This window comes from Dactylosporangium sp. NPDC051087 (assembly GCF_055586325.1).
Genome location: NZ_JBVJIJ010000045.1, coordinates 55,832 through 70,365, shown reverse-complemented (window position 1 = coordinate 70,365; position 14,534 = coordinate 55,832). Strand labels below are relative to the sequence as shown.

Genomic DNA, 14,534 nt, shown 5'->3' with positions numbered 1-14,534 from the left:
GGAAAGTGGTATCATCGGTACGTGGAGCCCCGCAGAGAACGAGGAAGCGCCCGAGCTCCCCCCGGAAAATAGAAAAGCCCCCCACCCCCTCGCCCCCCCCCCCGCCGGTGTACGAGCGGGTCAGTTGCGCTTGCTCGGGCTCACGCTCGGGCTGGCCTTCGGGCTCGTGCTGGTGCTGTTGCTCGGATTCGGGTTCGGGTTGGGCCCGGGGCTCGGGTTGGCCGGGTCGACGGGCGTGCTCGCGCTGGGGGTGACGCCCGTGCCGACGTCCTTGTCGCCGACGCCCTTCGAGGGCAGGAACGACACCTTCGGCATCTTGACCTTGGTCAGCGCCCCGTCGAGGAAGTCCCGCCAGATCGGCCCGGGCAGCTTGCCGCCGATGATCTTCGAGCCGTTCTTGAACTCGATGGGTTCCTCGTTGCCCTTGTTGCCCACCCAGACGGCGGCGGCGAGGCCGGGGGCGTTCTTCGCCTTGTCGTAGGGGACGTAGCCGCCCATCCAGGCGTGCGCGTTGTCCGTGGTGTTGCCCAGCTGCCAGGTGCCGGTCTTGCCGGCGAGCTGGTAGCCGTGCGCGGCCTTCAGGTCGTAGTGCACCGGCACGCCCCGCAGCACGGTGGTGAGGTCGTCGGCCATCCCCTCGGTGAAGCCGGGGATCCGGGTCGGCTTCAGGACCTCCGCGTAGGTGCGGGTGTCCTCCTTCCAGATCTCCTTCAGGAAGTGGGTCTTCGCGGCCAGGCCCCGGGCGGCGAAGGTGGCCATGCCGCCCGCGTGGTCCAGCACGGTGATCGGGTACTGGCCGAAGCCGACCTCGTTGCCGAAGTACTTCGCGACGTCCTTGCCGGACTGCTTGACCAGGTCCTGCCGCTGCGACACGTCCTTGCCGTCGACCTTGACGGTGGCCCACATGCTGGTGATGCCCGCGGCCCGCGCGGTGTCGATCACCTTGTCGACGCCGAGCTGGAGCGTGATCGCGTAGAACGGCACGTTGAGGGACTCGACCGTGACCTCGTCCAGGGTGCACCACGTGCCGGAGCCCGACTTGCATTTCGGGATCGGGCCCTCGGTCGCGTTCTTCACCTGGTTCTTCAGCGCCGCGGTGCGGCCCGGGAAGTCCTGCGGCACGCCGTTCCAGTAGGAGTCGATGCTGTAGCCGGCCATCAGCGCGGTGGCGAGGGTGTAGACCTTCATCGTCGAGCCCGGCGGGTGCCCGCCGCAGCAGTTCGGCTCGCCGTCGCTCAGCACCGGGTCCATGTAGAAGCCGGCGTAGTCGTTGCCGGAGCCCTTGTCGCCGCCGTAGTAGGCCTTGACGGCGCCGGTGCCCGGCTCCACCGCGACCAGGGCGGCCTGCAGGTTGGGCTTCTGGCCGTACATGTTGGACTCTTTGCTGGTGGCGCTGCCCTCCTGCACCGCGACCTGCTGCATGCGGGAGTCGAGGGTGCTGATGATCTTCAGACCGCCGTTGCGGATCTTGTCGAAGTTCTTCTTGCCCTGCGGGTCGACGTCCTCGTAGAGCAGCGCGCCGGTCTTCGGGTCGGTGATCCCCGCGACCTCCTGCAGCACGTGGTGCACGGCGAGGCCCTCGGGCTTGTCCAGCGACGTGTTGGCCACCAGGTTGTTGGCCCGGTTCTGCGCCTGGGTGATCACCGTCTCCGGCAGCCCGAGCTTCGCCGCGTCGGTCTCGGACATGAACTTCAGGGCCACCATCTGCCGCTTGATGTAGTCGAAGCGGCCCTGCGCCTCCTCCTTGTTGACCGTCGGGTCGAAGGGGCTGCCCTTCTCGTTGTTGCCGTTCGGGTTCTTGATGATCCCGGCGATGACCATGCCCTCGGTCACCGTCAGGTCCTTGACCGACTTGTTGAAGTAGGCGTACGACGCCGCCTGGATGCCGTCCGCCCCGCGGCCGAAGTAGACGATGTTGAGGTACATCGTCATGATCTGCTCTTTGCTGTACTGCTGGTTCAGCTTGAGCGCGATGATGGCCTCGCGGACCTTCCGGCCGTAGGTGACGCCTTCGAGGGTCGCCCACTTCCGGGCGTACTGCTGGCTGATCGTCGACGCGCCCTGCAGCTCGCCGCCGGTGAGGTTGTTCCACGCGGCACGGGCGACGCCCATGTAGTCGACGCCGTCGTTGGTGTAGAACGAGTTGTCCTCGGCCGCGACGACGGCGTGCTGCACGTGCTCCGGGATGTCCTCGAACTTCACCAGCGTGCGGTTCTTGCTGCCGATCCGCGCCATCAGCGGGCCGTCGGCGTAGTAGATCGACGTCGACTGGTCCAGGGCGATGTCGTCGGGCAGTTCCACGGCGTCGAAGTAGTACGTGCCGGCGACCAGCCCGATGCCGGTGAGCATGATGAACGCGGCGAGCGACGCGATGATGATGTTGCGCCGGCGGCGTTTCTTCGCGCGGGAGCCGGCGGCGGGCCGCCCCTCGGGGATGTCCGCCGCGGCGGCGGGCGCCGCCACGCGCGCCGAGCCCTGCACGGAGGCCGAGGCCCGCACCGCGCCCTGCACCGGAACCTGCGCCGAGCCCCGCATCGGACCCTTCGAGAAGTCCGGCGCCGGACCCGGACCCGGGCCCGGGCCCGGGATCGAGGCCCGCCCGGTCACCGGCTCGCCGGGGGAGGGCACGCCGGCCCTGCCGACACCCGCCCGTCCTACGGAAGCGCGGCCGGTGGGCGGCCCGTCACCGTCGAACGGACCGCTCGGCCCTCCTGGCCCGCCGGGCGGACCCGGCACGCTCGCCCTGCCCGATGCCGGGTTGACCGGCTCGCCGTAGTGCATCTGTCCCACGCTGCATAGCCCCCAGAGTCTGTGCGTCCGGCAGCGGACGGCGGGGTTGCCGTCACTCGCCCAGCCACCGTGCAGGTCACGGGACCGGGATCACCCAGCTGCCACGGGACTCACGCAGCGTCAACGCCGACGCCGCCGAACCCGCGACCTGCCCCTGGGCACGCATGGCCAGAGCGTACGTGTTCCCGCCATAGAGAGCGATCCCGGTCACGTTCGGTGAGCGTCGATGTGACGCAGGGCAGGCGGGAACCCGACTGCGGACAGCGACCGGCGCGGTCCGTGCGGAGGCTAGGATTGCCCGGTCCGCGTCGCGAAGCTAGGAGATCCCGCGTGAATGTCGAAGCGCTGCGCTTCCCCGGTCGGGAGTTCGACCCGTCGACCGGCGTCGCCCGCTTCCACTACGCGCTCGGTGACCTCGTGCTCACCGAGACCGTCGACTTCGGACCGCCGTCGGTCCTGCCGCCGGCCCTGGACGGGGTCCTCGACCTGCTGTATGTGGCGGCGTCGACGTCCTACTACAAGATCGCCGCGCCGGAGCGGGTCGAGCTCGGGTTCCCGCTCGCCGAGAAGGCGCTGCCGTGGGTGTTCGCGCTGTATCGCGAGGGCCTCGGCGAGTTCGCGTACCAGAACAAGCTCGCCTACGTTCTGGACCTGGACATCGTCCCCGGCCCCTACGCCGAGCCGCCCGCCGAGATCCACGAGCCGGCCGGGCCGCCCCTGGCCGCGGTCGGCGGCGGCAAGGACTCGATCGTCACGATGGAGGCGCTGCAGCGCGCCGGCCTCGACCCGGTGCTGTTCGCGGTCAACCCCAACCCGATCATCAAGAGCGTCATGGCGGTGTCGCCGCAGCCGGTCCGCACCGTCCGCCGCACGCTCGACCCGCGCATGCGCGAGCTCAACGCCGCCGGGGCGTACAACGGCCACATCCCCGTCACGGCGATCAACTCGCTCATCGCGGTCGCCGCGTCGCTCATGCACGGAGTCGGGCCGGTCGTCATGTCCAACGAGGCCTCCGCCTCAGTGCCCAACCTGGAGTGGCTCGGCCGCGACATCAACCACCAGTGGTCGAAGGGCCTGCCCGCCGAGGCGCACCTCCGCGACGCGCTACTCGCCCACGCCGGCCTGCAGGAGGCGTATTTCTCGCTGCTGCGCGGCCTGTCGGAGCTGCACATCGCCGCGCTGTTCGCGAAGTTCACCGCCTACGACGCGGTCGTGACCAGCTGCAACGCGGCGTTCAAGCAGCGCGACGCGACCGACCGGTGGTGCGGGCACTGCCCGAAGTGCCGGTTCGTGTTCCTCGCCATGGCGCCGTTCACCGGCCGGGAGCGCCTGCTCGGGATCTTCGGCACCGACATCTTCGCCGACGCCACGCAGCTGCCGGGGTATCGCGAACTGATGGGCCTCACCGCGCACAAGCCGTTCGAGTGCGTGGGTGAGATCGAGGAGTCCCTCGTCGCGCTGCGGCTGCTCGCGGAGCAGGACGAGTGGAAGGACACCCTCATCGTGTCGGCGCTCACCGCGGAGGCGACGCTGCCGCCGGACGCCGAGGTCGAAGCCACGTTCCGCGGCGACGGACCCAACCTGGTCCCGCCGGTCTACCTCGCCGCCCTGGAGGGTCTCGGTGCAGCTCGCTGACCTGCGCGGCCGCCGCGTCGCCGTCTGGGGCACCGGCCGGGAGGGCGTCGCCGCCGTCCGCGCGATCGCGCCGTCCGCCCCCGCGTCGCTGGTCGTCGTCGACGACCGGCAGAACTTCCTGGCCAAGGACTGGTCGCCGGAGCTCGCCGCGCTCGCGCCGCTGCACGCCGGGCCCGCCGGGTTCGACGCGCTGCGCGCCGCCGACGTCGTCGTCCGCTCGCCCGGCGTCGCGCAGACCCACCCGTGGATGGTGCTGCTGCGCGAGGCCGGGGTCAGGGTCACCGGCGGCACCGCGCTGTGGATGGCCGCGCACCGCGCCGAGACCGTCGGGGTGACCGGCAGCAAGGGCAAGAGCACCACGAGCAGCCTCGTCAGCCACCTGCTCACCGCCGCCGGCCGGCCCAACGAGCTCGGCGGCAACATCGGCATCCCGGTGCTGGACCTGCCGGCCGCGCCCGCCTATGTGCTGGAGCTGTCGGCGTACCAGTGCGCCGACCTCGACGACTCGCCCCGCGTCGCGGCGGTCACCTCCCTGTTCCCGGAGCACCTGGACTGGACCGGCGGCGAGGACGAGTACTACCGCGTGAAGCTCAACCTCGTCGCCAACGGCCCCGAGGCGGTGGTCGTGCACGCCGGGTCCGCGTCCGTGCTGGCGGAGCTCGGCCGCCGCTTCACCGGCCTGCCGCTGCACGTCGTCGGCGGCGAGGACTCCTTCCACGTCCGCGACGGCGAGTTCCGCCTCGGCGGCACACGGCTGTTCCCCCGCACGGCGCTGCGCCTGCTCGGCACCCACAACGAGGCCAACCTCTGCGTCGCCCTCGGCGTCCTGCGGGCCTACGGCGTCGACGTGGTGGCGGCGGCGCCGGACCTGCAGGCCGCCCTCGGGGCGTTCGCCGGGCTGCCGCACCGCCTCGAACGCATCGAGGACTCGTCCGGGCTCACGTTCGTCGACGACTCGCTGTCCACGATCCCGCAGGCCGCGATCCACGCGATCGAGGCGTTCCGGGACCGGCCGCTGACGGTCCTGCTCGGCGGCGAGGACCGCGGCGTCGACTATTCGCCGCTGCGCGAGTACTTCGCCGCCGCCACCGCACCGACGACCGTGATCGGCATGCCGGACAGCGGGGCCCGGCTCGTCGGACTCCTCGAAGGGTTGCCGCTGCTCACCACGTACGTCAGCGACAGCCTCGTCGACGCGGTCGCCCTCGCCCGGAAGGTGACCCCCGCGGGTGGTGTCGTGCTGATGTCGCCGGCGGCGCCCAGCTACGGCCGCTTCGACAACTACGCCCACCGTTCGAAGGTGTTCCGCCAGGCGATCGCCGACTCCGCCAGCTAAGGCGTGTTTGGTCAGTGGATGCCGGGCTGCGGCGGGCCCAGACGCCGCCTGGAACCACGCCGGTCACACCTGGATACAACACCGGTATCCAGGCGCGCCCGGCGCGGCCCCAGCCGACGCCTGGACCTCGCCTCGCTCCGACCCCACCGACCAAACACGCCTTAACGGAACGCCGCCATCACCTCGGCCATCGGCCCGACGTACTCCGGGTCCGGCAGGCGGACCATCGCCTCGCCCACGCCGGCGTCGGCGAGCTGCCGGAAGCGGCCGATGTGGTCGGCGACGGTGCCCGCGTTCACGTCCTTCGCGTAGGACTCCCGGGACCGGCGGCCGCGGCGGCGTTCGACGAGGTCGGCGAGGTGCCGGTCGTCGGCCGCGACGAGCGCGGTGCCCAGGTGGGTGAGGCGGGTGTCCGGGTTGTACCCGCGCAGCACCCCGGCCTTGCGCCGCACGGTGGCGAGGTCACCCATGACGTTGGCGGCGTCGGCGTAGGTCGCAGCGAGCCGCAGGGTGCGCCGCTCGCCGTTGCCGCCGACGATGATCGGCACCCGTTCCTGCACGGGCCGCGGGTAGCACAGCGCCTCCGGCACCGTCAGGGCCCGCCCCTCGAACCGCGGGCTGCCCTTGCCCCACAGCAGCGGCAGTACCCGCAGCGCGTCCTCCAGCAGCGCGTAGCGGTCGGCGACGGACGGGAACGACCAGCCGTAGGCGACGTGCTCCTCCTTGAACCAGGCGAGTCCCAGCCCGCACACCGCCCGGCCGCCGCTGAGCACGTCCAGGGTCGCCACGATCTTGCCGAGGTGCGCGACGTTGCGGTACGTGATGCCGGTGACCAGCGCGCCGAGCCGCACCCTGGTCGTGCACGCCGCGAGGTAGGCCAGGGTCGTGTAGCTCTCCAGGAAGGGCTGCCAGGCCCGGCCGAGCTGCGGGATCTGCCGGAAGTGGTCCATCACGTAGATCGCGTCGAAGCCGGCGTCCTCGGCGGCGGTCGCGGTGGCTCGTACGTCGACGTCCTCGAACTCGCCGATGTGCAGGCCGAACCGCAGCCGCGCCGGGTCGTCCTCCTGGCGGCGGTGCGCCTCCGCGGCCCCGGCGAAGGACTCCTGCACCGTCCGCACGGGGGTCTGCGTGTGGACCGCGTCGAACCCCTCCGCCGCGAGCCCTTCCCTGGTCCTCGCCCAGGTCCGCAGCTGGGTGGTGAGCGCGTCGGCCGGGATCCGCCCGATGGTCCTGGCCCGGTTGCGGGCCCGGCACTGCGCGGCGGGCGTGTCGAACGCGATCGCGACCACCGGCAGCCCGTGCTCCCGCGCCGCCGCGACCCAGGCCGCCCGCCGCCCCGCGTCGAGGCCGAGCGTGTCGATGACGGTCGTCAGCCGGCGCCGCAGCCGCTGCGCGACGATCGTGTCGAGCAGCGCGAACGCGTCGGCGCTGGCGCTCAGGTCGTCCTCGCCGGCGCCGACGAGCGCCCGCAGCCGGTCGCTGCTCACGATCCGCCCCGCCGCGAAGTGCGCCTCCGCCCACGTCGACTTCCCGGCCGCGCCCGGCCCGACCAGCACGACCACGCAGGGGTCCGGCAGCGTCAGCACCTTATGGCAGCTTCTTCGTGCCGAGGCCGCGGACCGAGGCCCGCAGCGGCGTCTTCGTCGACACGTTCAGGAAGCAGTGGGCCGTGCGGTCGCCGAGCGCCCACTGGTTGGCGGTGAGCCCGGTCCAGAACGTGTAGATGTCGCCGCGCTGGTACAGGGCGGTCTGCGAGATCCCGAGGAACTGGGCGATCTTCAGGTAGCAGGCGTCCCCGGCGAGCTCCTTGAGCCGCTGCTGCGACGGGTACTCGCCGGCGGGGGCCGTCCACGCGCCGACGAACTCCGTGTCGTGCGGGGTGTCGCAGCCGACCGGCTTGACACCGTCGACGGTGCCGTAGAAGCCCTTGCCGTCCAGGGCGCCGCCGGACAGCTGGACGCAGGTGAGCGCGAGCGGCTTGTCCTGCGCCTCGCCGCCCAGGCCGCCCTTGACGCTGCCGGTGCGGTCCAGCGGCGCGAACAGGTCGTCGGCGGCCTCGGCGATCCCGCACAGGTACTGCCGCCCGCCGGCCTGCCAGACGGCGGGCGCCGGCATGCGGAAGACGGGGAACAGCCGGCCGGTGCGCCAGTCGCCGCCGAGGTAGGCGGCGGCGGCCTTGTCGCACTCGGCGTACGCGGCGCGGCTGGCGTCGCTGTCCCAGGCGGGCGGCGCGGCGGCGTCGGGGACGGGACCGCCGCCGACGACCTCGACGGCGTGCGGCTCGGCGCAGTCCGTGGCCTGCAGCGGCGCCACCGACGGCTCGAACGCGCCGGCCGCGCCCTTCAGGCAGGCGCCGACGGCGGGCGGGGAGTAGGAGGCGGCGGGCAGCGCGGGCCAGCCGTTGGCGAGATCTCCGTCGGTGCCGGCGGGGGCACCGCAGCCGGCGAGGGCCGCCGTGAGGCACAGCGCCGCGACCGTCGCACGCCGCCGCACGGTCAGCCGCCGACGATCTCTGAGGTCTTGTCGTCGGCGCCGGGCTCCTCCCGCAGGAAGAAGACGGCGCCGGCGGCGCCTGCCAGGCACAGCACGAGCAGCGTCGCGACGATGATGATGAGCGGGACGACCAGCTTGTCCCGCTGGGGCGCCGCGCCGTGCGGTTGCCGCGCCCCGTACGGCTGCGGACCGCCCAGCGGTGGCGGGCCCCCGTACGGCTGCGGCGGGCCGGGCTGTTGGGCTCCGAACGGCTGCGGTGGTGCGCTCGCGGGCGGGGCGCTTGCCGGCGGCGGCGCTCCGTACGGCGGTTGGGTCCCGAACGGCTGCGGTGGTGCGCTCGCCGGTGGCGCGCTCGCGGGTGGTGCGCTCGCGGGTGGCGCGCTCGCGGGTGGTGCGCTCGCGGGTGGAGGGGCTCCGAACGGCTGCGGCGGGGCGCTTGCCGGTGGCGGGGCTCCGAACGGCTGCGGGGCCCCGAAGGGCTGCTGGGCTCCGAAGGGTTGCGGCGCGGCGAAGGGCTGCGGCGCGGCGAACGGCTGCGGCGCAGGCGGCTGTTGCGGTGCGGGGTGTTGTGGTGCGGGGTGTTGTGGTGCGGCGGGCTGCGGCGCGGGGTGTTGCGGCGGCGGGCCCGGGGGCGGCTGCGTGCCCGGCGGTGGCTGGTCGTCGTCCGGTCCGCCGGACTGCCCAGGCTGGAGCGGATCCGGCTGCTGCGGCGGGTACGGACCGGTCATGTCCGCGACCCTACCCGAACGTGAACGGGCCTACCGGTACCAGCCGCGCAATGCCGTGAGCAGGTCCCGCCCGCCCAGCGCCGCCGGCGGGGTGGGCAGCTGGCGCAGCAGGAGGTCCCGGCCGGTCACCGCCGCGGGCTCCGGCTCGGCGAGCGGCACCGGCGGATACCAGAACCGCTCCAGCTCGACCTCCGGCTCGTCCATGTCGGCGAGGACCCGCGCGGCCCCCGTCACGACCGGCGCGGCGGCCTCGGCGGACCCGGTGGCCTCGGCGGACGCGGTGCCGGCCCCGGTGCGCAGGGTGCGCAGGTTGGCCAGGAGGGTCTCGCGGCCGCGGCCCCGCCACAGCAGGATCTGGAACGGGTCGGCGTCGAAGCGCTCGGCGAGGAGGTAGAAGGCGGCGGCGAGGTGTTTGCACGGCACGGCGGCGTCGGGGCACGAGCAGCGCATCGTGAGGTCGTGGACGCGGCTGGGGAAGAGCGGCGCGTCGGCGGCGGCGAACACGTCCTCGACGTGCGGCGGCATCTCGCCGGCGAGGAGCTTCGCGGCGCCGAGGGCCTCCGCGGCGAGGGCGGCCTCGACCCGGTGCCACACGTCGTCGTCGAAGACGCGCAGGGCGATGCTCACCTGGTACGGCGTGGGCCGCGACCCCTGCACGACGGCGGCGACGGTGCCGGGCTCGACGGTCAGGGTGAGGACCTGCCCGGCGCGGGCGTAGTTGCGGCCGCGGGTGAGGCGGGTGCCGAGCGCGAACGACTCGAGGACGCCGAGGAAGCGCTTGCTCCACCAGCTCTCGCCGATGTCGCCGCGGGTGCTGCGGGCCCGGATCCCGCCCTCGACCTTGACGGTCCGGGACCCCCAGTAGTCAGGGGTGGTCACGCCTGCAGAGCCTCCAGGCCGGGCTTGACCACGCGCGGGACGAACTCGACGACCTCGTAGGCGGCGAGGTTCTTCTGCTGGAACGGGTCCAGCGACAGCCGCGCCTCCAGCTCCAGGCGGGGCAGCCCGGCGGCGAGGATGACGCCGCCCTTGCGCGGGACCTGCGCGCCGGAGGCGAGGAAGACGCCGTCCTCGTACTGCGCCTCGAGCCACTCGAGGTGCGCGGGCATCGCCTCGTCGATCTCCTCGACGCCGACCAGATAGCTGAGCGTGATCACGAACATCGGTGCAGTCTAGCTACTCGACGACCGCGCCCGCCTCCAGAGCGAGCAGGGAGCGCAGCTCACTGGTGGACAGCTCGGTCAGCCACTGCTCGCCGGTGCCGACGATCCTCGCGGCGAGGCCACGCTTCTCGTTGATCATCGCGGCGATCTTCTCCTCGACGGTGCCGGCGGTGACGAACTTGCGGACCTGCACGGCGCGGCGCTGCCCGATCCGGAACGCGCGGTCGGTGGCCTGGTCCTCGACCGCCGGGTTCCACCAGCGGTCGACGTGCACGACGTGGTTGGCGGCGGTCAGGGTGAGCCCGGTCCCGCCGGCCTTGAGCGACAGCACGAACACCGGCGGCGAGGACGGCGCGGCCGCCTGGAAGCGGGCGACGAGCGCGTCGCGGGCGGGTTTGTCGAGGCCGCCGTGCAGGTAGGCGACCTCGCGGCCGAGCCGGGCGGACAGGTGGGCGCGGAGCATGCCGCCGAACTCCGCGTACTGGGTGAAGACGAGGGCCCGTTCCCCGGCGGCGAGGACCTCGTCGAGGATCTCCTCCAGGCGCAGGAGCTTGCCGCTGCGCCCGGCGAGGCGGCTGCCGTCGCGCATGGCGTGCGCCGGGTGGTTGCAGATCTGCTTGAGCCGGGTCATGGTCGCCAGGACCAGGCCGCGCCGGGCGACGCCCTCACTGCGTTCGATCTTGCCGAGCATCTCGTCGACGACGGCCTGATACAGCGACGCCTGCTCGCGGGTGAGGTTGCACAGCACCTCCATCTCCAGCTTCTCCGGCAGGTCGGAGATGATGCTGCGGTCGGTCTTGAGCCGGCGCAGCACGAAGGGCTGGGTGATGCGGCGCAGCCGGGCGGCGGCGTCGGCGTCGCCGCGGCGCTCGACGGGCTCGGCGAAGCGCTCGCGGAACTTGGTGGCGGAGCCGAGCAGCCCGGGGTTGGCGAAGTCCATGATGGACCACAGGTCCGCGAGCCGGTTCTCGACCGGGGTGCCGGTGACGGCGATGCGGTGCCGGGCGGGCAGCCCGCGCACGGCGGTCGCCTGCTTGGTGGCGGCGTTCTTGACGGCCTGGGCCTCGTCGAGGACGAGCCGGTGCCAGGGCATGGACTTCAGCGCGACGGCGTCGCGGGCGGCGATCGCGTAGGTGGTGATGACGACGTCGGAGGCGGCGACGGCGGCGCGGAAGTCGGCGCCGCGGGCCCGCTCGGCGCCGTGGTGGACGTGCACCCGCAGGCTCGGCGCGAACTTCGCGGCCTCCCGCTGCCAGTTGCCGACCAGCGACATCGGGCAGACGAGCAGCGTCGGGCCGGGCGCGTCGCGGGCCAGCAGCGCGAGCAGCTGCACGGTCTTGCCCAGCCCCATGTCGTCGGCGAGGATGCCGCCGAGCCCGGCCGACTCCAGGAAGCTCAGCCAGCTCAGGCCGCGCAGCTGGTACGGGCGGAGACTGCCGGTGAAGGCGGGTGGCGGCTCGGCGGCCGGGACGCGCAGCTCGGTGTCCCCGGACAGCAGGTCGCCGAGCCAGCCGTCGGCGGCGACCTCGACGACCGGCAGCCCGCCGGGGCCTTCGGTGTCGCCGCCGGCGAGGTGCAGCAGGTCGGCGACCGTCATCTCGGCGTCCTCGGCCTGCCGGCGCATGATCTCCAGACCGGCGGCGAGGCGGCGGGGGTCGAGCTCGACCCACTGCCCGCGCAGCTGCACGAGCGGTGCCTTGAGGTCGGCGAGGCGGCGCAGCTCCTCCTCGGTGAGCGCGTCGCCGCCGATGGCGAGCTCCCACCGGTAGTCGATGACGCTGCCGAGGCCGACGGCGCTCGCGGTGTTGACGGTGCCGGGCTGGGTGGACGGGCTGCGGGCGGTGAGCCGGGCGCCCAGCCGCGCCTGGGGCTTGCGCCACCAGCCCGGCAGCAGCATCCCGAACCCGGCGCCGGCGAGCAGCGGCGCGTGCTCGCTGAGCAGCTGGTGGGCGCCGGCGGTGTCGAGCGTGAGGCCGTCGGGTGTGGCGGTGCGCAGCGAGTCCTCGAGCGCCGGGTACAGGCGGCTGGCCCGGCCGAGCTCGGCGAGCAGCGTCTCCTGCGGCGCGGGGACCTGCCACTGGGACAGTTCGAGGGGACCGTGCGCCTGCCAGACGGTGCCGGCGTCGACGACGAGGCTGGGCTCGTCGGCCGCCTGCAGCGCGTATTCGAGCCGCCAGACGGGTTCGTCGTCGCCGGCCGTGGCGGTCCGGAGGGCCTCTTCGATGGTGCCGGGCTCGGGTGGTTCGACGAGCCGGAAGCAGGCGCGGACCGCGCCGCCGACGGCGTCGGCCTGCCAGGTCTGGAGGTCCTTCCGGAGGGCGTCGAGCTCGGCCGGGGCGCCGGCGACGGTGCGGTCGGTGCCGGTGAGCGCGGTCAGCCAGGCCCCGGCGGTGCCGGTGACCCGGTGGGTCGCGGCGGGCAGCACGGCCCGCGCGGCGGCGTCGACCAGGGTGTCGAGGACCTCGGTGAGCAGTGCCGCCCGGGTGCCGGAGGCGCCGAGCGCCGACTGCGGCAGCGCCAGCGCCAGCGATCTCGTGTAGGCGGCGTCCTTGCCGGTCAGGACCGGGATCCAGCGGGCCTCCCCGTCGAGCAGACCGGGCAGCATCCGCCCCCGGCGGACGAGGGAGGCGGCGAACGACGCGACGGTGGCGAGGGCGCGCACCGAGTCGCCGAAGACGAAGTCCTCGGTGCCGTCGTCGGCGGCGATGGCGACGGCGGTGGAGCGCAGCAGCGCGTAGGCGTCGTCGGGGCCGTACTCGACGGTGTCGACCGCCCACTCGCTCAGCTGGAGGGGAGCGTCGGCGGGCGTGAGCCGGGACATGGCGGCGGGGGACGGCTCGGGGAGGCCGCCGCGGGTGGGCAGGGCGAGCGTCCTGGTCGCGGCGACGCCGGTGTCCGCGTCGAGGCGGAGACCGCGGACGGCGAACGGGTGCGGGGCGACCTTCGGGCGGCGGCCGCCGCGGCGCTGGGCGGGCGGCAGGTCGGGGTCCTCGGCCCACAGGCACAGGCGAGCGTCGAGCCAGGCGGCGTGCACGACGATCACCCGCGCGAGCCTAGTCCAGACCCGGTGTCACGGGCGGCTGAACCCTCGCTTCAGCGACGGGTGTCGCTGTCACGATCGTTCATGTCGCGCGGTGCCCGCTGTGGGAGCCGGCGGTGTACTCGCGCTGATCCCCGCGGTGCCGGCCGACCTCGAACCGGTGGGGTCCGGCCGCCGCCCAGGTGACGTGCTCACCGTCCCGGCTGAGCACGCACGTGCCGATCAGCAGCTCGACCAGGACGTTCTGCCCGAAGCCGGGCGGCGGCCCGGCCATGGACCGCTCGGCCAGGAACGCGGCGGCGACGCTGCGGCGCAGCGCCTCGTCCCGGGGGAACCTGGCCCGGCCGGTCAGGTAGCAGGCGTCCTCGCCGTCGTGCAGCGGGAACGTGTGCAGCGCGAACCGGTCGTCCCTGAGCAGGTCCTCGAGCTTCGGGGACACCATGAGCAGGGCGAAGAGACCGTCCTCGACGAGCAGCGGGCTGACCGGGTGCACCCGCGGCCCGCCGTCGGCGCGCACCGTGCCCAGGTAGGCGAGGCCGACGCCGCCGCGGTAGAGCAGCCGGCGACCGGCCGCGGCGAGGTCGGGCGCCGAGCGCCGGAAGCGCCCCCACGAGAGCATGGCAGCCAGACTGGCGTACCGCCGCCGCACGGGTCAACTCGCCGGGGGTGTCATTCCCGGTCGTGTCATTCGCGCAGCAGGCGGCGGGCGGTCCTGGCGATCAGGGGGATGGCGCGGGCCTCCAGCTCCGCGCCGCCGTCGCGGACCAGGGTGGCGCCGAGCTCGGTGACGCGGCAGCGGGCGACGGCGTGCCGGAACGCCGTGACCGGGTAGCCGCCGCGGGGCTCCGCCAGCAGGCCGGTGGTCCGCTCGCGGGTCTCGGCGACGCCGTCGACCGGCTGGGTCCACTCGAACCTGCCGAGGACCCACACGGTGCCGACCTCGATCTCGTCGATCTCGACGCGTTCGCCGCCGAAGCGCAGCTTCACGGTCCGGTGCCGTCGCTCGATCACCGGCAGCGCCGGCACACCCTTCGCGACCAGGTCGCGCACCGCCTGGCCGGACATGACCCAGCGCTGGTCGTCGGCGGGGCGCTGCACCGGGGCGACGTCGCGGGTCCCGGCCGTCGCGGCGTGCCGGCGGGTGGCGCACGGCTCGCACAGCGCGGCGTACCCGTCGCCGGTCGTGGGGTTGCGGCCCTGGTGCGACATGCAGAAGGCGGACCCGCAGTCCCGGCACCGGCCGATCGCGAGCACGCCACAGTCGTCGATCCCGCACACGGCAGCCATCCGAGCGACGATACCGTCACCGGTCGATGCCTGCCGAAGACCCCGTTCGCGGTGAACGGGGC

At 73.6% G+C, this 14,534-nt stretch carries 10 protein-coding genes; 2 read left to right on the top strand and 8 right to left on the bottom strand.

Annotation, left to right across the window (positions count from 1 at the left end):
* Positions 1-120 precede the first annotated feature (120 nt).
* On the bottom strand, positions 121-2,535 hold the full coding sequence (locus ACZ6TV_RS50260; RefSeq protein WP_465307934.1) for a transglycosylase domain-containing protein: 2,415 nt from the start codon (positions 2,533-2,535) through the stop codon (positions 121-123).
* 585 nt (positions 2,536-3,120) lie between these two features.
* Here ACZ6TV_RS50260 and ACZ6TV_RS50255 point away from each other — a divergent pair.
* Together ACZ6TV_RS50255 and murD are read left to right on the top strand one after the other, a co-directional pair.
* Positions 3,121-4,425, top strand: a complete 1,305-nt coding sequence (locus tag ACZ6TV_RS50255; RefSeq protein ID WP_465307932.1) for a MurL-like N-terminal domain-containing — start codon at positions 3,121-3,123, stop codon at positions 4,423-4,425.
* Positions 4,412-5,761 (top strand): UDP-N-acetylmuramoyl-L-alanine--D-glutamate ligase, encoded by a 1,350-nt coding sequence (murD, locus tag ACZ6TV_RS50250; RefSeq protein ID WP_465307930.1) that lies wholly within the window; start codon positions 4,412-4,414, stop codon positions 5,759-5,761. The genes ACZ6TV_RS50255 and murD overlap by 14 nt, the downstream gene beginning before the upstream one ends.
* A gap of 161 nt (positions 5,762-5,922) precedes the next feature.
* Here the strand turns inward: murD and ACZ6TV_RS50245 are convergent, their stop codons facing one another.
* The 7 genes from ACZ6TV_RS50245 to ACZ6TV_RS50215 all read right to left on the bottom strand — a co-directional run bounded on the left by ACZ6TV_RS50245 (position 5,923) and on the right by ACZ6TV_RS50215 (position 14,472).
* Entirely contained in the window at positions 5,923-7,347 is a 1,425-nt protein-coding gene (locus ACZ6TV_RS50245; RefSeq protein ID WP_465307928.1) for an LLM class flavin-dependent oxidoreductase, read from the bottom strand.
* Position 7,348: 1 nt separating this feature from the next.
* Positions 7,349-8,254 (bottom strand): septum formation family protein, encoded by a 906-nt coding sequence (locus ACZ6TV_RS50240; RefSeq protein ID WP_465307926.1) that lies wholly within the window; start codon positions 8,252-8,254, stop codon positions 7,349-7,351.
* A gap of 758 nt (positions 8,255-9,012) precedes the next feature.
* Positions 9,013-9,861 (bottom strand): SWIM zinc finger family protein, encoded by an 849-nt coding sequence (locus ACZ6TV_RS50235; protein WP_465307924.1) that lies wholly within the window; start codon positions 9,859-9,861, stop codon positions 9,013-9,015.
* The gene (locus ACZ6TV_RS50230) at positions 9,858-10,145 is read right to left on the bottom strand and encodes a YciI family protein (RefSeq protein ID WP_465307922.1); all 288 of its coding nucleotides are present in this window, start codon (positions 10,143-10,145) and stop codon (positions 9,858-9,860) included. Before ACZ6TV_RS50230 ends, ACZ6TV_RS50235 begins: the two co-directional genes overlap by 4 nt.
* A 13-nt stretch (positions 10,146-10,158) precedes the next feature.
* Entirely contained in the window at positions 10,159-13,188 is a 3,030-nt protein-coding gene (locus tag ACZ6TV_RS50225; RefSeq protein ID WP_465307920.1) for an SNF2-related protein, read from the bottom strand.
* Positions 13,189-13,267: 79 nt separating this feature from the next.
* Positions 13,268-13,804: a pyridoxamine 5'-phosphate oxidase family protein gene (locus ACZ6TV_RS50220; RefSeq protein ID WP_465307918.1), complete on the bottom strand. Its 537-nt coding sequence runs from the start codon at positions 13,802-13,804 to the stop codon at positions 13,268-13,270.
* Positions 13,805-13,869: 65 nt separating this feature from the next.
* The gene (locus ACZ6TV_RS50215) at positions 13,870-14,472 is read right to left on the bottom strand and encodes a hypothetical protein (protein WP_465307916.1); all 603 of its coding nucleotides are present in this window, start codon (positions 14,470-14,472) and stop codon (positions 13,870-13,872) included.
* Positions 14,473-14,534: the final 62 nt, after the last annotated feature.

What these genes read in the sequence shown, in the direction of transcription:
- ACZ6TV_RS50230 (WP_465307922.1), bottom strand. Translation starts at nt 10,145, where the DNA reads ATGTTCGTGATCACGCTCAGCTATCTGGTCGGCGTCGAGGAGATCGAC.
- ACZ6TV_RS50220 (WP_465307918.1), bottom strand. Translation starts at nt 13,804, where the DNA reads ATGCTCTCGTGGGGGCGCTTCCGGCGCTCGGCGCCCGACCTCGCCGCG.
- ACZ6TV_RS50260 (WP_465307934.1), bottom strand. Translation starts at nt 2,535, where the DNA reads ATGCGGGGCTCGGCGCAGGTTCCGGTGCAGGGCGCGGTGCGGGCCTCG.
- ACZ6TV_RS50215 (WP_465307916.1), bottom strand. Translation starts at nt 14,472, where the DNA reads ATGGCTGCCGTGTGCGGGATCGACGACTGTGGCGTGCTCGCGATCGGC.